At 44.5% G+C, this 18425-nt stretch carries 16 protein-coding genes; 3 read left to right on the top strand and 13 right to left on the bottom strand.

Translation table 11 applies throughout. From position 1 onward, the window contains the following. Window positions 1-85: 85 nt before the first annotated feature. From BZA03_RS14860 to cmoA, 6 genes are all read right to left on the bottom strand, one after another. A complete protein-coding gene (locus tag BZA03_RS14860) occupies window positions 86-1840 on the bottom strand; it encodes a sugar phosphorylase (protein WP_110289179.1) in 1755 nt (584 codons plus the stop codon). A gap of 5 nt (window positions 1841-1845) precedes the next feature. Then, entirely contained in the window at window positions 1846-3069 is a 1224-nt protein-coding gene (locus BZA03_RS14855) for a glycosyl transferase (protein WP_014949682.1), read from the bottom strand. Window positions 3070-3081: 12 nt separating this feature from the next. Beyond that, window positions 3082-3891, bottom strand: coding sequence for a mannosyl-3-phosphoglycerate phosphatase (locus BZA03_RS14850; protein ID WP_014949681.1), 810 nt, complete (start codon window positions 3889-3891; stop codon window positions 3082-3084). Further along, complete coding sequence (locus tag BZA03_RS14845) at window positions 3888-4760, bottom strand: kinase (RefSeq protein ID WP_110289178.1); 873 nt, start codon at window positions 4758-4760, stop codon at window positions 3888-3890. The genes BZA03_RS14850 and BZA03_RS14845 overlap by 4 nt, the downstream gene beginning before the upstream one ends. Before the next feature lie 94 nt (window positions 4761-4854). Next, window positions 4855-5853, bottom strand: a complete 999-nt coding sequence (cmoB, locus tag BZA03_RS14840) for a tRNA 5-methoxyuridine(34)/uridine 5-oxyacetic acid(34) synthase CmoB (protein ID WP_110289177.1) — start codon at window positions 5851-5853, stop codon at window positions 4855-4857. Window positions 5854-5906: 53 nt separating this feature from the next. After that, window positions 5907-6638, bottom strand: coding sequence for a carboxy-S-adenosyl-L-methionine synthase CmoA (cmoA, locus tag BZA03_RS14835; protein ID WP_110289176.1), 732 nt, complete (start codon window positions 6636-6638; stop codon window positions 5907-5909). Window positions 6639-6811: 173 nt separating this feature from the next. Between cmoA and BZA03_RS14830 the strand changes: the two genes are divergently transcribed. Further along, window positions 6812-7447, top strand: coding sequence for a response regulator transcription factor (locus BZA03_RS14830; RefSeq protein ID WP_110289175.1), 636 nt, complete (start codon window positions 6812-6814; stop codon window positions 7445-7447). A 35-nt stretch (window positions 7448-7482) separates the two neighbouring features. Here the strand turns inward: BZA03_RS14830 and BZA03_RS14825 are convergent, their stop codons facing one another. From BZA03_RS14825 to purM, 5 genes are all read right to left on the bottom strand, one after another. Continuing rightward, window positions 7483-8196 carry a CAP domain-containing protein gene (locus BZA03_RS14825; protein WP_110289174.1) on the bottom strand — a complete coding sequence of 238 codons (714 nt, stop codon included), beginning with the start codon at window positions 8194-8196 and terminating at the stop codon, window positions 7483-7485. Further along, window positions 8180-10642 (bottom strand): acyl-CoA dehydrogenase FadE, encoded by a 2463-nt coding sequence (gene fadE / locus BZA03_RS14820; protein ID WP_014976690.1) that lies wholly within the window; start codon window positions 10640-10642, stop codon window positions 8180-8182. The genes BZA03_RS14825 and fadE overlap by 17 nt, the downstream gene beginning before the upstream one ends. Before the next feature lie 386 nt (window positions 10643-11028). After that, complete coding sequence (locus BZA03_RS14815; RefSeq protein ID WP_231506486.1) at window positions 11029-11790, bottom strand: DUF3108 domain-containing protein; 762 nt, start codon at window positions 11788-11790, stop codon at window positions 11029-11031. Then, window positions 11750-12400 carry a phosphoribosylglycinamide formyltransferase gene (gene purN / locus BZA03_RS14810; RefSeq protein WP_110289173.1) on the bottom strand — a complete coding sequence of 217 codons (651 nt, stop codon included), beginning with the start codon at window positions 12398-12400 and terminating at the stop codon, window positions 11750-11752. The genes BZA03_RS14815 and purN overlap by 41 nt, the downstream gene beginning before the upstream one ends. Beyond that, a complete protein-coding gene (gene purM, locus BZA03_RS14805) occupies window positions 12397-13437 on the bottom strand; it encodes a phosphoribosylformylglycinamidine cyclo-ligase (protein WP_014976688.1) in 1041 nt (346 codons plus the stop codon). The genes purN and purM overlap by 4 nt, the downstream gene beginning before the upstream one ends. Window positions 13438-13741: 304 nt before the next feature. Here purM and BZA03_RS14800 point away from each other — a divergent pair, with 304 nt between their 5' ends. Both BZA03_RS14800 and hda read left to right on the top strand, forming a co-directional pair. Beyond that, complete coding sequence (locus tag BZA03_RS14800; protein WP_110289172.1) at window positions 13742-15193, top strand: DUF2066 domain-containing protein; 1452 nt, start codon at window positions 13742-13744, stop codon at window positions 15191-15193. Between the two features lie 6 nt (window positions 15194-15199). Continuing rightward, window positions 15200-15937 (top strand): DnaA regulatory inactivator Hda, encoded by a 738-nt coding sequence (hda, locus tag BZA03_RS14795; RefSeq protein WP_014949670.1) that lies wholly within the window; start codon window positions 15200-15202, stop codon window positions 15935-15937. 50 nt (window positions 15938-15987) lie between these two features. Here the strand turns inward: hda and BZA03_RS14790 are convergent, their stop codons facing one another. Both BZA03_RS14790 and BZA03_RS14785 read right to left on the bottom strand, forming a co-directional pair. Further along, complete coding sequence (locus tag BZA03_RS14790) at window positions 15988-17955, bottom strand: hypothetical protein (protein ID WP_110289171.1); 1968 nt, start codon at window positions 17953-17955, stop codon at window positions 15988-15990. Between the two features lie 43 nt (window positions 17956-17998). After that, window positions 17999-18421, bottom strand: coding sequence for a DUF2069 domain-containing protein (locus BZA03_RS14785; RefSeq protein ID WP_039220793.1), 423 nt, complete (start codon window positions 18419-18421; stop codon window positions 17999-18001). Window positions 18422-18425: the final 4 nt, after the last annotated feature.

Raw genomic sequence — 18425 nt, 5'->3', positions numbered from 1 at the left:
TTGCTAACTCGTGTGACAAGCATAACACCGCAGTATCCTTACCGCGGTAGATTTATTGGTCGACTGGCGTTATAAGCTCAAAGATTCATTCAAAATCTTGGTTGCTGATCCAAAGCACTTGATAAGGCGTCATTTGTAAGAAACCACTAGAAAGGGCTATCTCGTCACGGGTGATGAGATCAATCCAATTATCTGTGCCAATAAGATTTATGTCAGACAGCAAAATTGTTTGTTCTTCGTCTGAAATATTACTAATACAGAAAATACTTTGCTTTCTATCGAGACTTTGTCGCCAGTAGCCAAATAATTGATTACCAAGCTGCAATGTAAACTGCGTTGCATTGGGGTGAAATGCGGGCTGCGCTTTACGTATGCGTATAAGCTGCGAGATTCGAGTGAGTACTTTATGATGCTGTGAAAAGGGCGAGTCTAACAGAGCCTCTAACTCGTTAAAGTCCCAACGTTTTCTGTTGATTGAACGATTTTGTCCTGTATTAGCGACTTTTTCGTAATCGTTGGATGTGCCGAGTAAACTGTGAATGTAAATTCCTGGTATACCTTCCATACCTAACATTATGGCGTGAGCACAAATAAATCGGTCCACTTGATACTTATCAGGGCCCTTGGTGGTTCCTTGCAGCGCGTCGAATAGGGTGATGTTTATCTCGTAAGGCTTTTGCTGACCGTGATCAGAAGCGCGCCACGACACCTTGCCGCCAAAGTGCTGCATTGTATGCACAAGCTCTGAAATTTCTTCATCTGACAGTAGGCCTTCCGCCGGACGCAAGCCAATACCATCGTGCGAAGCGATAAAGTTAAAGTAGGCTGTGCCGTTTTGCGCCGGTGGCATACTCATCATCCAGCTTTTCAAATACGTACAATCACCCGTTACTAATGTATTTACAAGTAACGGCGGAAGCGAAAAGTTGTAGATAGCATGGGCTTCGTTAGCATTACCAAAGTACGTTAGGTTTTCCCTGTTGGGAATATTGGTTTCGGTAATGATTATGATGGAAGGATCCACATGTTCAATCAGCGTTCGGATCAAACGTATGACTTCGTGGGTTTGGAATAGATTAATGCAGTTTGTACCTACAATTTTCCAAAGAAATGCCACTGCGTCTAAGCGAAAGATTTTAGCGCCTTTATCAATATACAGCTTGATGATATCGATAAACGCTAACAACACCTTGGGGTTTCTAAAGTCAAAGTCAACTTGGTCGTGACTAAACGTGCACCATACATGCTTTGTACCGTTGGCGGTTTCCGTCTCTCGCAGCAAGGGCGACACACGAGGTCGAGTTACCATGGAGAGGTCATCAGATGGGTCTGCTGTGAAGAAAAAGTCAGATCCTGGTCCTTCACCCTTCACAAAGTTATCAAACCACACGCTTCTTGCAGAGCAGTGATTGATAACTAGGTCGGTCATCAAGCCATAATCCTCAGCAATGACTTCAATATCGTCCCATGACCCTAGTGCTTCATTCACTGTAGAGTAGTCGATAACCGAAAACCCATCGTCTGAGCTGTACGGAAAGAAGGGCAGGATGTGAACATTATTAACGGTGTTCTTGCAGTAGCGGTGCAAAAACTTATTTAACGTAACCAGCGGGCGCTCCCCTTCGTCAATGACACTATCACCGTAGGTAATCATGATAATGTCATCTTCATCCCAATAATTGTGATGAGACTGAGGTGAAGCAATATCCGTTTGCTGCTGAATGCCTATAGTGTTCATTAACTCAGTCGCTAGCGTCTCATACGAGACGTCCAGCGATACATCGGCATAAATGCTTTCTAAATGGTGTTTTACTTTGTCATGGAGATGGTCCCATGCCATATTACTTACTCCATATATTCTGCAGTATCGGCTTCAACCGCTTCTAATAGTCGTTCTAAAATATCGGGTACCGCGCTGGTCACGCGGTTCCAGCTTGGTATAAACGGCGTTTCCATAGGGTTTTCTAAAAAGTTTTGCCCCGCTTTCATAATGTTACTGGCAAACATTTCTACTGCTTTCTCTTCGCTGTGAATGTCTAAGTTCAAGCCATTCATTACCGCGTCATTGTGGTAGGTTTCTATAAAGTCTAGCGCAATACGGAAATAGGTGGCTTTAATTGAGCGGAACATTTCGTTGCTAAACGTATAGCCTTGCGTGGCAAGTTTTCTGAAAATGGCTTTGGTAATGTCGATAGACATTTTAGACAAACCACCTTGGTCGTTATTAAGCGATAAATCCTGATGTTTATGGTCGTAAATATCACATATATCTGCCTGACACAGGCGGTTGTGCGAATAGTTGCGGTGCATTTCAGACAGCACACCAATTTCTAAGCCCCAGTCACTTGGAATGCGAATATCGTTTAGTACGTCGCGTCTAAACGAAAACTCACCCGCTAATGGATAGCGGAAGCTGTCCATAAACTCCAAGTATTCGTTGTCTCCCATAATGCGTTTTAATGCACGAAGTAATGGCGTAACGAGAAGTCGAGAAACACGGCCATTAATTTTGCCGTTAGCCACACGCGCATAGTAACCCTTACAAAACTCGTAGTTAAACATTGGGTTGGCTACAGGGTAGATAAGCTTGGCGAGCAAATCTTTGTTATAGGTAACAATATCGCAATCGTGTAACGCAACTGACTCTGCGCGATTCGATGCTAGTACGTAGCCCATGCAGTACCAAACGTTTCGGCCTTTACCTAACTCCTTTGGCGCCAAGCCTTGAGCCTGAAGCTCTTCATCAAGTGCTTTAAGGCGAGGACCGTCGTTCCATAGCACTCTGTGATGCTGAGGAAGTTTGCCGAAGAATTTTAGTGCGTGTTTGTACTGCTCTTCATTGGCTCGGTCCAGACCGATGACAATTTCTGATAAGTAGGGCACGTCTGTTAATTCGTTGACGATATGTGGAAGTGCGTCGCCTTCTAATTCAGAAAAGAGCGACGGTAAAATAAGTGCCATAGGGCGCTTCTGTGAAAACTGTAGAAGCTCTGCTTCAAGCTCTTCGGTAGGACGACGAGCTAAGTTATGTAACGTAGTAACCACACCATTTTGATAAAAATCAGCCATGTGTCCTCCTGATCATAGGGATAGCAATTGAGTAAGCATTTCGTTCCAGCCTTCAGGGCCGGTTAGGGTGCTGGTATAGACCTCTTCTTTTTTTACTGCTGGTGGAGGATTTACCGGGGATAAAATGCGAATGGGGACGTGCGCCGCTTCAAGCATTGCAACGTCGTTCTTACCATCGCCAAGGGCAATAGTGTTAACTTTGGTGGTATGTTGCTTTTGATATTCATTGGCCAGCCACTTGAGAGCCTGGCCTTTATCGCAATTACCTGAAATATGAATGAAGCGGCCGCCTTCTAGAGGGAAAGCACCGCGATCTTTTACTACCTTTAAAAAGCGTTGTTTTTCTTCGTCAGTGCCAAGCCACAAAACCGGCTCGCCAAACTGGCGTTTGGCAGCAAGTGACGCTGACCTTTCGTCAAGCCCAGTACATTCCTGAATTTCTTGAATCGACATTTTTGAGAATTGTTTATACTTGCCGTCAAATTCGCTACCTATTTTTTCAAGTAGCTTAATCCAGTAATTTTTGTTTGAGATAAACGCCTTACACCAGTAGCCATCTATCCAAACCGTACCGCTGGGTTTTTGTTTGAAAAAGCCATGAGGGATGAAAATAGCGGCGCCATTTTCAATAATAAAAGGCCCATCTAAACCAATACTCTCGCGCAGCGGTTGTAATTCAGCAAAGGTTTTGCTGGTAGTGGGAATAACGGGAATGTCCTTTTTTTCTAATGCCGTTAAAGCCGGTTTCGCCGCCTCGAAAGAGTAGGTATGGTGGTCTAACAGCGTGCCGTCCATATCGGTGAAAACAAGCGTTTTCGTCATCGTTTTACGTCCTGTTTAGTTATCGTTCTTGTTTCATCTAGATAAAACACGGTGTCGCACTTTTCAGGCAAGTGACTTAATGCGTGTTCAGTGATGCGTTGGTAGTGTTGCACAAAGTTTGCCACTTCTTCATCAGACATCACTCCATCGCTATCTTTTAACGCTTTTTGGGCGAGTTTATGTTCTTGTTCTAACCGCCATTGATACACACAGTCGAAACTCGGTGCTTTTAGCATAATGCAGTAGTCTATTTTGTCGAACAACGTCTGATAATCGCCTGCTAGTTCAGTGTTTACAAAAGAGCGCCAAATGCCCAATGGGTCCTCTACTTCTTCAAGGTGGTTTACTGGCCGTTTAAGTTCGCTAGATGTTTGCGCAATAGCGCCCACACACCATCCTTCAAGTATGATGAAATCGGGTGAAGATTCGATTACAGGCCACTGTTCTTTGGGGAACGGGTTATCTGTAGCTTTGTTAAAGCGGGGCAGCGATGTACGCGTGCCTTTTTCTAAACTGCGAAACGTATTTAACGCTAGAGGAATGTCATGAGTACCCGGTACACCACGAGTTGCTAGAAGCGGGTGAACTTTTATTGCTAGCGCATTTCGCTGCGATTGGTCGTAGTAAAAATCGTCAATTGAGAGTGATACCACTTTTTTGTTGTGGACCGAGGTAAGGAAGGACTCGATAAAACTGGTCAGAGTTGATTTACCTGAACCCTGACTGCCATTTATGCCCACGATAAATGGTTGTGTTGCACCGTCTTGGTGCTTAAGCAGTTGCTCACATAATGGAGTGAACCATTTTTGTGCAGTTTCTGCATAGGTACTTGGCAATTGATGCGTCGTTAGAAAGCCATGTATATCCATGTTGTCACCTTAATCAATGCAGAATTCGCACGTTCTTCTTGATTAAGATAACAACATTTGTGCCAATAGGGTAACAGAGGCGTGGTCTTACGACTTACTTCTTGTTAGCGACAATAACGGCCCTTTGTGGTGCAGGGTAACCTTCGATAGTGCGAGTAATATCTTCCGGATCGAGAAAATCTTTCAAAGATTGCGTTTCCATCCAAGGCGTTGCGCGCTGCTCATCTAGGGTTGTGTGGTTGATATCTACAACGCGAATATTTTCAAAGCCTAAACGGCCTAACCAAACAGATAGGGCTGCAGTGCTCGGTAAGAACCACACATTTCGCATTTGTGCATAGCGTTCACCCGCCATCAATACTGTGTTTTCATCACCATCCACAACAAGGGTTTCAAGAACCAGTTCGCCACCTTTTCTTAGCTGGTCTTTAAGTTGCTGCAGAAACGCCATTGGGTCTTTACGGTGGTAAAGTACACCCATAGAAAACACAGTGTCAAAAGCTCTCAATGGCTGCATGTCTTCAATACCCATCGGTAGAAAATGGATATTCTCGGAAGGCGCACTACTTTTACTAATAAATTGTTTAATGGCGTGAAACTGAATAAGAAACAGCTGGGTAGGATCTATACCTATTACGTTATTGGCACCTTCACCCAGCATGCGCCACATGTGATAACCACTGCCACAGCCTACGTCTAAGACGTTTCGGTCTTTCAGCGAACTAATATGAGGTGCTACGCGGTCCCATTTCCAGTCCGAACGCCACTCTGTATCAATATGAATTCCATGAAGATTAAATGGCCCTTTTCTCCAGGGCATAAACTGCTTTAGTAATCCTTCAATTTGTTTTTGGACATATTCATCTACGTCATTTTCGGTGCCAATAGAAACGCTTGAGGCTAAATCAACACAACTCGGCGAGGTAGTCGGCAGCTTCGAAAGTAAACGGCACCATTTATCAAACTCACCGTGTTTAGCAGTTCGCTGCCAGGTGTCCATTTGTGCCGGCAGCGTTTGAAGCCAATGTGATAGCGGGCTGTCTATTAACGATTTGTAGCAATCGATAAACCAAGTTTGTTCTAATTTGCTCATACTGTTCTTAATATGTGTTGGCGTTGCGGATAGACGGACGTAGCGAGATTTGTTTAGCCTTTAATGGCAACCATAGACGTGAAGTTATAACATTTGTACCACATCACAACATCGGTAAACCCGACTTTTCTCAAGCGAGTATCATGCTCGTTAAATGTATCGGTTAGCATAACTTTTTCTAACGCGGCGCGCTTTTGGCTCACTTCTAGTTCACTATAACCGTTGTCGCGCTTAAATTGATGATGTAAATCTACCAGCAGCTCATTGCCAGTAAGGGTAGGGTGGCGTATTTTTTCTGATAGCACCAACATACCGCCGGGGTTTAACTCATCATAAATGCGCTTTAATAACGCTTCGCGGTCAGCGGGTGGGATAAATTGCAAAGTGAAATTCATCACAACCAAAGAGGCATTCTTAATTTCTACACTTTGTGCAAACCCCTGCTGAATAACAATTGGGTTTGGCAATGTGAAGGTCTGTACGACGCGTTTGCAGCGCTCTACCATTGCTTCCGAAGCATCCACACCAATAATTTCACATGTATCGTTAGGTAAAGCTCTTGCCACAGATAAACTTGCAGCACCTAAGCTACAGCCAAGATCATAAACGACGGTATTGGGCGTAACGGCAATTTTAGCCAATTCGCCTATGGTGTGAACAATGGTTTCGTATCCAGGCACTGAGCGCTGAATCATATCGGGAAACACATCAACGACAGACTCGTCAAATTTAAAGTCATCTACTTTATTGAGTGCCTTTGCGTATATATTGTCGTGTTTCTTCACAGTGGGTCTTCAATTAACTAATTTGGGGCGCAATTTTACCGTTTGATACGTAAATGCCAATGGAAAACACCAAATTTGTTATATTTTGCGTGATTTTTCTGGTTTAGGGCTTTTCGTTAATGATCTAAAGTATTAATCTATACTCATAATACAATAAGGAAGCAGTAACGCTAATGACAAGAATTCTAGTAGCAGACGATCACCCATTGTTTCGCGAAGCTTTGAGCGGCGCGTTGGAACCTTACTTTGAAAACGCACAGATAATTCAAGCAGGAAGCTTGGATGATGTGATGGCGAAGCTAAACGAATTCGACGGTGTTGAGCTGATCCTTCTTGACCTTAATATGCCTGGCGGTGAATATTTTAACGGCCTTATCACCCTGCGTGAACAATATCCGAATATTCCTGTTGGTGTTGTTTCAGGCAGCGATACTGTTGAGGTTGTCGCTCAAGTAATGAGCCTAGGTGCTCAGGGCTTTATCCCCAAAGTGTCGCAAACACGAGAAATTGCTCAGGCTATTGTAGACATTATTGGTGGCAAAAAGTGGCTTCCAGAAGGTATGGAAGAAGAACTAGAGAAAGTTGACGATGAGCTTAAAGTTCTACTTCAGCGCTTCCGTGAACTTACACCTAAACAGATTCAAATGCTTTCTTACTTACGCGCAGGCTTAATGAACAAGCAAATCGCTCACGAGATGAACGTTACGGAAGCAACCATTAAAGCACACATTAGTGCCATTCTTCGCAAGCTAGAGATCAACACGCGTACGCAAGCCGTATTGTTGATGGATAAACTCCAACTTAGCTAAACTAAGTATTTATCAAGTGCTAGTAAAAAACCGGATTATTCATCCGGTTTTTTCGTTTTTAGCGTAACCTCACCACTTTTAGTAACTATTCCTAAGCCTTTGTCAGGTACATGTTCAAACTTCTTTTGGCCCTTCAATAGTAGCGTAGTCGAAATTTGAGGCTGTGTTTCCGAATCGGGTAAAGAGGAATCTGCTAGTTTGGTTAGGTAGATTGCCCAGTATTCAACATGGGGAGTTGAATAGTCTTTGTAAAAGGCAATACCAATTTGATCTTGCTCTTGATAAAAGGGGAGTTCAGCAAGTAAATGCTGTCGGTGAGACGTAGAGCCTTTTAACGCGTACCATACGTCTTCCGCTGTAGTATAACCACCAGCCAAAGCCTCAACCTGGTTACTCATTGCGTCACCGTAGTAATCGGGCAGAGCTAACCCTGCATCGCGAATGCGGGTATTTGGGCTGCCGCCTAAGAAATGCGAAACTAGCCCTCTTTCGGCCATGTCTTTGGCTTTTGTTTCAGCCAGCATAACAAGCGTAGGATTACATTTTAGTACCGAACGTTGTTGACCTTTGTCGTTAGCAATTAATAAAGAGAGTTCTCTCGCCTGTTCGGTATTTCCGCAGGTTGTTTGATCGGCCAAGCAAAGGCTAGAAAATACGTAGGTGAGTGATGTTAATAGAATGAATCGTTGACGAAAAAGGCCGCGAGAGCGGCCCTTTTGTTTGGGTATGAAATTAAGCAGCTTTGCCACCTCGTTTCTTAGCAGTGGTGTTGGAATTAACCTTCGCTACTAATTCTTCGTGGTCGAAATCATCGACGTTGATAGTGCGAAGTCTTCCAGCTTCAGTCTTACGAAGTAGATTCGCTTCTTCTTCGTTAATAATTCCTTCTGCTAGTGCTTCGTCAGCAAGCACATCTAAACGGGTAAACGGTAGTTTAGCTTTTTTGTGCTTACAAATACGTTCGAAGATAGGCTCACTTGCTAGTACATCATCAAGAGTTTGCTCAAGATCGCCAAACAAGCTTCCTTCCTCACGGGTGAGGTACTGACCATAACCTAAACGGCTACGTGCAGTTGAAGGCGTTTGAAGCATTTGTGCAATAGCATGTTCTGTCTTGTCTGAAGGCTTACCAATACGTCGGCCAAACGGAATCACCATAACGCGAAGCGCTGCAGCGATTGCGCGGTTAGGGAAGTTAGCCAAGAAGTCATCAATTGCTGTCTCGATATCGTGCAATGTAGTTTGCATTGCCCAATGTAAAAGCGGTAAATCTTCTTTTAGACGACCTTCTTCGTCGAAGCGTTTAAGCGTTGTACTACCCATGTAAAGGCCACTTAGGATGTCACCTAAACGCGCTGATAAACGCTCGCGACGCTTAAGATCACCACCAAGCACACCCATAGAAACATCGGTTAGTAGTGCTAAGTTTGCACTGTAGCCTTGAAGTAGCTTGTAGTAACGCGCCGTTTCGTCAGTGAACGGTGCGCTGCTGAATGCGCCATTGGTTAACGAGAACCAAATACTGCGAACAGTATTAGCTACCGCAAAGCCAATATGACCGAATACCGCTTTATCAAACGCTTTCAACGCTTCTTTCTTGTCTTCGATAGACGCAGCTTCTATTTCCTTAAGCACGTAAGGGTGACAACGCATTGCACCTTGACCAAAGATCATCATGTTACGGGTTAGAATGTTTGCGCCTTCAACCGTAATTGATACTGGTACACCTTGATAGCCGCGACCAAGGTAATTGTTTGGCCCAAGCATAACGCCTTTACCGCCGTGAACATCCATCGAATCATTAATGATTTGACGCATCTTCTCGGTTAAGTGGTACTTACAGATAGCCGAGATAACAGAAGGTTTCTCACCAAGGTCTACACCCACCGTTGAGAAGCGTGTTACGCCATCCATCAAATATGCATTACCACCAATGCGTGCAAGCATTTCTTCAACACCTTCCATATGACCTACAGGCATACGGAACTGGCGACGAATACGTGCATATGCACCCGTTGCAAGAGATACTGATTTAGCACCACCAGCAGCAGATGAAGGAAGGGTAATACAGCGACCTACCGACAAACATTCAACCAGCATGCGCCAGCCGCGACCTGCCATTTTCGGACCACCAATGATGTAATCGATTGGAACGAAAATATCTTCACCCTTAATAGGGCCATTTTGGAATGGCGTATTGAGTGGGAAGTGACGGCGACCAATCTCTAAACCTTTAGTGTCGCGAGGAATAAGGGCACATGTTATGCCCGGCTCTTTGTTATCACCTAGAAGACCTTCAGGATCTTGAAGTTTAAAGGCAAGACCAATAACCGTAGCAACAGGCGCAAGGGTGATGTAGCGTTTGTTAAACGTTAGGCGCATACCTAACACTTCTTCGCCATTCCACTCGCCTTTACATACAACGCCAACATCAGGGATCGCACCTGCATCAGAGCCAGCTTCTGGGCCGGTTAATGCAAAACAAGGGATTTCTTCACCGGCAGCAAGACGGGGAAGATAATGATCTTGTTGCTCTTTTGTACCATAGTGCTGAAGTAATTCGCCTGGGCCCAATGAGTTTGGTACACCGACTGTGCTTGATAGCACCGCGCTAACGCCTGCAAGTTTTTGAAGAACGCGGGACTGGGCATATGCCGAAAACTCTAGACCGCCATACTCTTTCTTGATGATCATCGCGAAGAATTTGTGTTCCTTAAGGAACTGCCAAATTTCAGGTGAAAGGTCAGCATCTTTATGGTTTATTTGCCATTCATCGACCATTGAGCACACTTTGTCACAAGGACCGTCTAAGAATGCTTGCTCTTCAGCAGTGAGTCGACCTTTCGGAATGCGGTGTAATTTATCCCAGTCTGGCTTGCCGCTGAAAATATCACCGTCCCACCATACCGTACCTGCGTCGATAGCTTCTTGCTCAGTGCTCGACATTTCAGGCATAACTTTGCGGTAGAAGGCTAGCAGCTTCTTAGAGATGTGCTGCTGTCTGATATTTGCAAGCGTGAACGGCAGTGTTAAAGCAAGGAACACTACCCAACCAAGCAGGCCGATGTCACCGAAAAGGGTGCCTAAAATCATAACACCTGCGCCCATGGCAACCGCTGTTACCAAGCTGGTTCGCTGATAACTAGCTACCGCTAGTGTCAGAACGACCAGTAAAAACCATATAAAATCTGCCATACTTCACTCCTGAAAGGCGTTAAACGTTACGCTAGTCTTAACTCGAGCGTAGTGAGTTGCTTTATGAAAAGCAGTCACAGATCGAGGTCAGACCAGCATGCTGTAAACCTATTATTTAATAGGGCAAAGATCAAGATTTTTACATGAATATTCTATTAACAACGACATAAATAATAGGGTAGTGCGTTATCCGCTCTATAAGTATAGTCGTTGCTTATAAATACTGATTTAGAATGTGAATTGTGTTGCGAAACGAGAAGAGGTTACGTGAGGATAAGACAACAAAAGAGTAAATAAAAAAGCACGTCTGAATGCTAGTTCATAACGTGCTTTATTCAACAATTGTGAAAAAGTTGTTGAGACAAAAAACGGTTTATCTTTACGCGTTACTGCGTCTCAAACGATTTCAGTTTGATATCGCCCTGTTCATCGCCTTCTTTGAACTGTTGCAGACGAACTAACGTGTAGTTAAGTGATGGCGCAAACCAGGCAAACGTCTCACGCTTATTTGAGTCGCGAATAAGCTTAACTTTTACAGTTTCAATTTTACCGAAAGGTAAAGACAATACCTCTTCATCCACCACTTGAACGCCGTAGTGACGAAGTTCGCCACGATAATTCACGAAATGGTATTCTAGCGATGTCTTACCTTCCGCTAACTGTTTTGCAAGGTCAATACGATAAATTTGGTTATCAAATTCACCGTTCCAATCAAATGTTTCGCCATTCTCGACTGCAATTTTGCCTTGTCCCTGATGACTAAACGTTACCTTAAGCTCTTTGTCAGGTCCTGTGCCAGAACGATTATAGTAGTACTCAGAAGGTACGACGGTATTATCATTAACAGTAAAAATAGAATGTTCACTGCGTTTGTCAGACAAGAAAAACTTAGACACTTTTGACGTGTAAATTAGAGAATACTGTTGGTCACCTAATTTCGAGAGCTCAATATTCGCTTCGCCTACGTCGTCACCCCATTTGTAAGCGGTATAGGTTGCCTTGTAGGGCTGAAGCGGTAGCTCTGCACTATCCGTATTTTCTGTACTAGGGTTTGCTTGCGCGGCTACTGAAAGCGATGCTGCTAACAGTGCGCCTAAAGCAAAAGGCTTAGTCGCTTGCATAACCAGATTCTGGTAATTCTTGCTCATCTAAAACTGCCTTATTGTTTCGCATCGATAATCGGCCTGCACTAAACCAAGATAGTACAAGCGGATAGATACGACGTTCTTGTTCTTGAACACGCTCGGCCAGGTCGCTTGCTGTGTCGTCTTCAAACACAGGTACGCGGCTTTGAATGATAACAGGGCCGCCGTCGAGCTCCGGTGTAACAAAGTGCACGCTAACGCCGTGCTCCTTGTCTCCATTTTCGATAGCTCGCTGATGCGTATTCAAACCTTTGTACTTCGGCAACAAAGATGGATGAATGTTCACTAATTTTCCAGCAAAGCTGTCGACGAACTCCGGTGTTAAGATACGCATAAAGCCCGCAAGAACAACACAGTCTGCGCCAAAAGCCTCAATTTGTGCTTTGACCGCCCCGTCATAAGACTCTCGTGAATCGAAGCCTGTATGATCTAAGCAAACCGCATTGATCCCGGCTTCTTTAGCACGTTCCAGACCATAAGCAGTAGGGCGATTACTGATCACGCCGCTGATTTCCGCATTCAGACGGCCTGCTTTTATTTCATCGATAATGGCTTGTAAATTGCTGCCATTACCTGAAATAAGTACGCATAGTTTGGTTACACTGTTACTCACGCGTTGATCTCTACTTGCTCTTCGCCATCTTTTGCTGCGATATCACCAATAACCCAAGCATTTTCACCGTGTTGTTTAAGAATATTCAGTGCAGCATCGGTATCGCTTTCGTCAACAACGATTACAAGGCCAACACCACAGTTAAACGTGCGGTACATTTCGTGGCGAGTCACGTTACCGTTTTCTTGTAACCAAGAGAAGATTGCAGGCCATTCCCAGGTGCTTTCATCAATAACCACTTTCGCATCTTCAGGTAGCACGCGAGGGATGTTCTCCCAAAAACCACCGCCCGTGATGTGAGAAATAGCGCTTACTTGCACTTCTTCAAGCAATGCCAATACCGATTTAACATAGATGCGAGTAGGCTCGAGAAGTTGGTCGATGATAGGCTTGCCGTTTAGGTCGGCGTTTACATCTGCACCACTAACTTCAATAATCTTTCTAACTAACGAGTAACCGTTTGAGTGAGGGCCCGATGAACCAAGTGCAATTAGTTTTTGACCTGGTTTAACGTTAGTGCCGTCAATAACCTTATCAGCTTCAACCACACCTACGCAGAAGCCTGCAATATCGTAGTCACCATCGTGATACATTCCAGGCATTTCGGCTGTTTCACCACCAATTAAAGCACAACCTGCTTGCTCACATCCGGCGCCGATGCCGGTAACAACCGACGCGGCTACATCAACGTCAAGCTTGCCAGTTGCGTAGTAATCTAGAAAGAATAGGGGCTCAGCACCTTGAACAATAAGGTCGTTTACGCACATTGCTACTAAGTCGATACCAACACCGTCATGACGGTTAGCATCCATAGCAACTCTTAGTTTTGTACCCACGCCGTCAGTACCTGAAACAAGTAGCGGCTTTTTATATTTAGTAGGCAGTTCACAAAGTGCACCAAAACCACCCAGATTACCTTTTACTTCTGGTCTATGGGTTTTCTTGGTAACAGATTTAATGCGTTCAACAAGTTGATTACCTGCATCGATATCTACGCCTGCATCTTTGTAACTTAAAGAGGTTTTATTTTCGCTCACGGTTGGGCCCTGAAACTAAGAGGTAGAAAACCGCGGATTCTACCAGCAAGTCGTCACAAGTCCAATTTGTGAAGGCTATTTTATGCGCTTTTTGATCTTTTTTATTTTAGGGGTGAAATTAAACCCAATATAAAAGACAATAGAAGGCTATCTTTTGGTGAACATCTTGCTTGATAAAATGTCTCGCTCTAAAAAGTAGAGTGAATTGCGCGCAGGTTAGTCCAAGTTTACCGTATATAGGTAAACGAGATTAACTGACGATTCGATAGGTAAGGAATTGATTTTAAGAGAGTATGGAGTGTCAATGTTAACGGCAGTAAAGCGTAACACCAATGGAACTATTTTAACGAGAGTTAGCTTGAAAGGCATTCTGGGCATTTCATTTCTTGCTGCGCTGACTTACGCCCCCTTTATAAATGCGGCTCAACGCGTGGTGGTCAACGAAGCGCAGATTCAAGTTGAAGATCAAACTCAGCGCACCCAACAAAACGCGCTTAAAAAAGCATTAAGGCAGGTTTTTGTGAAGATGTCGGGCAGCACAAGCGTGCTCGATAATGCCGGTGTTAGAGCAGCGTTATCGTCGCCTCAATCGCTGCTTCGTTCCTATCGATTTGCTTTTGACAAAGGTAGAACGTATTACGTTGCGGTGTTCGATCAAGCAAAACTCAATGAACTTCTTCAGCGTGAAATGCTTCCGCTCTGGGGTGATAGACGCCCTGAAACGATAGTGTGGCTTGCGCAGGAAGACGAAAACGAAACTCGCATCATCTTAGACGAATCTCTCAATACAGAATTACAACATACGCTCAAACAAACGGCGAAAGAACGAGGCGTTCCATTAAGCTTGCCTTTAATGGACCTTACAGACAATGTAAATATTTCTACCTATGATGTGTGGGGACGATTTGTTGAGCCTTTGCGCAAAGCATCTACACGCTATGGCGTCGACAACATTATTGGTGCCAGAGTTTATCGTAACGATGCGAGTGCAATTCCTGATTTGCCGGAAAATGTTGTGCCTTCTGGCACAGTAGAATCTCTTGATAGCGTGTTAGATGAAGAAGCACAGTTTAGAGCACAAACTGATGGACAAAGTTTCGATGAGCGAAATCCGCGTGTAGATAATACGGACGCACAGCGCACCTTTTCAGATAACGTTGAGTCCGGTGCGATGAATAACGGTGTTGATGCTCAATTAAACGACGGTTATGACGAAACAAACCAAAACTTGAATAATACTGATGGTACCTCGGCGAAGGAGGTAGCGCAGGAAGAGAGCACAACGATGCCGTTCACCATGAACGAGTTTGCCAACTATGCGAAGCGTGCCGATGAAGGTGACTATGCACTAGACTGGGTGTTCGTTGGTGGCGGTAAGGTTAGCTATGGCAGCATATACGGTGATTCGCCCGAAGCTCTTGGCAATCAGTTAATCGATGCCTACTCAAATTATTTATCGTCGCTTTATGCAATCGTAGGAATCGAAGCGTCTGAGCGAGAAGTTATCAAGGTATCGATTGCCAATATTGGCTCGGTAAAAAGTTACGCCAGCGCTACTGACTATTTAAATAGTTTAAGTGTGATTGAAAACGCTACACTAGTAGAGCAATCTGGTTCTGTTGCCACGTACTCACTTACATTAATTGGAACGGTGGACGATTTACTTAACAGTATTAAACTAGAAAGCAAATTACGTCCCGTAACCGATTCGTACGGACAATCCGTGAAAGGACACAGTTTCTATTGGAGCAATTAATTTAGCATGCAGCTGCCTTTGCCTGTCACGCTACCTGTTGACGAAAACTTCGATAGTTTTGTCAATACGGGTAACGAAGAAGTAGTTTCAGTCCTTGAGCAGATTGCAGATGCGCTGCCACACTGGCGCGAGGCTCCTGAATTGGGGCCTTTAGCATCGCTTCAGCTGCCTTTGCTTACTTTACTAGGCAGTACCGCTATCGGCAAAAGCCACTTATTGTTTGCCACTTGTCATCAACTAGCCGAAAAATCGGTTAGTCACCTTTATTTAAATCTTAATAATTATGAAGCGTGGTCGCTCGATATTTTTGAAGGCCTTGAGAATCTTTCGTTAATCGCATTAGACAACATTCACGCGATAGCCGGCGATTTACGTTGGGAAGAAGCGTTATTCGATTTGTTAAACCGAGTGATTGAGACTAAACAAACCATGGTACTTTGTTCTAGTCACCTAGGCCCATCTAACCCGGCTTTTGTTTTACCTGACTTGCGTTCTCGCTTGGCGTGGGGGGTTATTTATCACGTAAACCAACTGGATGACAATGGTCGTGAAGAAGCCGTGCGCTTACGTGCAGCGGAACGTGGATTAAAGCTATCAAACCAAGCACTACAGTTTCTTTTGCACCATAGTGAACGAGACCTAAAAAGCCTCATGTCACTATTAGCTCGTTTAGACACACGCTCACTCCAAGAACAAAAACGCTTATCGGTGGGCATGGTTAAGCGCGAGCTTAACCTAAGATAGTCTAAGCGCGAGTTTAACCTGCGTTAGTCAAAGCGCTGCTGTGTTGCCGTTTATTGTTCTTTTCTTAAACTATGAGCGCTTGATGTGGTGCTAAATTCTTCTGCTACCGTCATTAGAGTCCCATCGGAAGTAACCGAATTGTTTCCGCCGTTCTGTAGCATTAACTTATCGCTCGCAGACTGTACGTTTGGATTTGTACTAGACGCAGAGTCCCGCCAGGTAATATCGTTCGGAAGCAGATAAGGGCTTGGAAGTAACGCTTGAATAGCAGGTACATCGAGTTCGGGTAAAATTCTACTTAATACGTAATCTACGCGCATAGTAACGTTATCATCATTAACACGGTTTCTCTGAGCCCAAGTGGGAATGAAACTGCCGTCTTCCAGTGTCTCTCTTGTAAATACGCCTACATCCGCTTCTGCCTCAAGCCGGTAAAGCATCATGAAGCGCTCGAATGACATGGCGAGATCTTCTCGTTCCGTAAAGTAAGAGTAGAAAGCAACCGCACCATCATCCTCAAACCAATTTGCCACTTGTAGCGCGGTATAATTTCGCTGCGCGCTTGAAGCGGTTGCGCCGCCGTATCGAACTTCGGCCAAAGCATGGAGTTGTGACGACGTAAGAGGCAAAGAAGTTGTTAGCCCCGTAGAAATGGGAGAGCTGTCATCATAAGACGACAGTGGGCTCGCGCTATTGCTGAGTTGTTGCCATTCGGTGTAGTCGAAAAAGTCATTGGCGTGAGCTAGCTCGTGGTATAGTAAATAGCTTAATGCTGCTTCTACGTCGCTCACGTCACGTGGAAGTCTATCTGCTACGTTCGCTGTGCTGATATTAGGAAAATAATAGGCCCCGTTTTTCACGTAGCGCCATGACGTCGTAAAATCGAGCTCACTACCAAAACCACTTCTATAATCTGGGCGAGTATTTAGCGTGTCTCGCTCTTGCGGTGTGCGCCAAAAGTTGTTGGCATCTAAGTAAATGGCACCAGTGGCAACCCAATAAAATGACGGGCGGATATCGTAAGAAATCACAATCGCGTTAGTTGCGCGTAGTAACTTAAGCATGTCATCACGGGTTGCTGAAGTTTCTAAATACGTTCTAAATGCATCGCCCATCCACGGATGCGAGACGTATGTTCTATCTAAAATATCATCGATAGTGGGGCTTTCGGTGACTTGGCCAATCAGTGGTAGCTGAGAGAACGTACAGCTGTTTGAAACCTGATTGTTATAAACACAATCAACAAGTGCCGATGCGTAAGGGCTGTCGGCTCTATAGGGCTGCATATGAGCGCTTACCGTTTCGGGAATACTTGTCTCGTCATCTACAAAAAAGCCGCTATTGTTAATGTCGATGTTTTTCACTAGAACTTGCGCGCTATCGGTTAACACCTCGCCATTTGAGAGTGTAACGGTACTTTCTATTTCAATGATTGTGTCGTTGCTGACTCGAGGCGCTTGAAAATATATCGAATGAGAATAATCGCCTTCATCAAAGTTGAAGTTATTGACGATTGGACCAGACGTTTGTTGCCACGTGATATTTGAGATTGTTAACCCTTGCGTGTTAACTGTGTCAACGCGAAGAGAAACTCTGCCGCCTTCGGATGCCTCATGACCCAATCGTAATGCGGCAATCGGCGCGGTACTTTCGTTCGTTTGTAACGTTATGGTGTCTGTAAGCGTTGTGCCATTTTCTAAGCTAACGTTTACGGCGATATCAAAGCTACCTGAAGAGGTAACATCAAAGCCGATAGCCTGCGTGTGAGCACTGAGAGGCTGCTGTGATACGCCTGAGACTTGCCAATCGATATCTACAATAGCGTGGCCAGTAGGCGAGGCGACAGCAAAGTCGACCGCATCGCCTACAACGGCGTTTGTAGGGCCTGAAATGCTAATGCTTGGAGGAATGGAAGGAGTACTTGGGGCTGAACTATCGCCTGAACCAGAGCCTCCACATGCTGCAAGTAACGGTAATGATGCGATTACTAATGTAAGTTCAGGCAAATGGCGTGTCATATTAACCCCTTGGCAGCATGTGTTTTCGCTGTGTATTACATGATCATTGTTGACCTTGCTCAAAGCGTGCTTTTTCTTCTTGCATCTCTTCTTTAAGCTTTTTAAGGCCCAAACCCAATTCACGACCACGTTTTCTAGCAAACGCACTACAGCCGACAAACATACCCGTGCATAGAATAATCTCTACCACTGCATACCAACGTTCATCAGGTACAGCGTATGCCACAGTGCATCCGTGAATGAGGTAAAACAAAACGACAAAATTGGCCCACGCGTGAGTATAAGGCTTGCCTTTTAAAATACCCCAGTAAGGTAACAATAAAGGTAAAATATAAAACAAGGCAATAAACAAAGGAGAGTAAGTATGCTCTTTAGTAAATGTAAATTGCCACAGTGTTATCCATACGATTAACCCGGTGTGGCTTATAAGTGCGAGATAGCGATAAAAACGCGTATCTGGTGCCATGGTA

The sequence above is a fragment of the Alteromonas sp. I10 genome (genome assembly GCF_003201515.1).
GTDB classification, from domain to species: domain Bacteria; phylum Pseudomonadota; class Gammaproteobacteria; order Enterobacterales; family Alteromonadaceae; genus Alteromonas; species Alteromonas macleodii.
The sequence above is the reverse complement of the archived record's forward strand: the minus strand, read 5'-3'. Positions and strand labels throughout refer to the sequence as shown.

What these genes read in the sequence shown, in the direction of transcription:
- BZA03_RS14845 (WP_110289178.1), bottom strand. Translation starts at nt 4,760, where the DNA reads ATGGATATACATGGCTTTCTAACGACGCATCAATTGCCAAGTACCTAT.
- BZA03_RS14800 (WP_110289172.1), top strand. Translation starts at nt 13,742, where the DNA reads ATGTTAACGGCAGTAAAGCGTAACACCAATGGAACTATTTTAACGAGA.
- BZA03_RS14855 (WP_014949682.1), bottom strand. Translation starts at nt 3,069, where the DNA reads ATGGCTGATTTTTATCAAAATGGTGTGGTTACTACGTTACATAACTTA.
- BZA03_RS14830 (WP_110289175.1), top strand. Translation starts at nt 6,812, where the DNA reads ATGACAAGAATTCTAGTAGCAGACGATCACCCATTGTTTCGCGAAGCT.
- BZA03_RS14815 (WP_231506486.1), bottom strand. Translation starts at nt 11,790, where the DNA reads ATGAGCAAGAATTACCAGAATCTGGTTATGCAAGCGACTAAGCCTTTT.
- fadE (WP_014976690.1), bottom strand. Translation starts at nt 10,642, where the DNA reads ATGGCAGATTTTATATGGTTTTTACTGGTCGTTCTGACACTAGCGGTA.
- BZA03_RS14790 (WP_110289171.1), bottom strand. Translation starts at nt 17,955, where the DNA reads ATGACACGCCATTTGCCTGAACTTACATTAGTAATCGCATCATTACCG.
- cmoB (WP_110289177.1), bottom strand. Translation starts at nt 5,853, where the DNA reads ATGAGCAAATTAGAACAAACTTGGTTTATCGATTGCTACAAATCGTTA.
- BZA03_RS14785 (WP_039220793.1), bottom strand. Translation starts at nt 18,421, where the DNA reads ATGGCACCAGATACGCGTTTTTATCGCTATCTCGCACTTATAAGCCAC.
- hda (WP_014949670.1), top strand. Translation starts at nt 15,200, where the DNA reads ATGCAGCTGCCTTTGCCTGTCACGCTACCTGTTGACGAAAACTTCGAT.
- BZA03_RS14860 (WP_110289179.1), bottom strand. Translation starts at nt 1,840, where the DNA reads ATGGCATGGGACCATCTCCATGACAAAGTAAAACACCATTTAGAAAGC.
- BZA03_RS14850 (WP_014949681.1), bottom strand. Translation starts at nt 3,891, where the DNA reads ATGACGAAAACGCTTGTTTTCACCGATATGGACGGCACGCTGTTAGAC.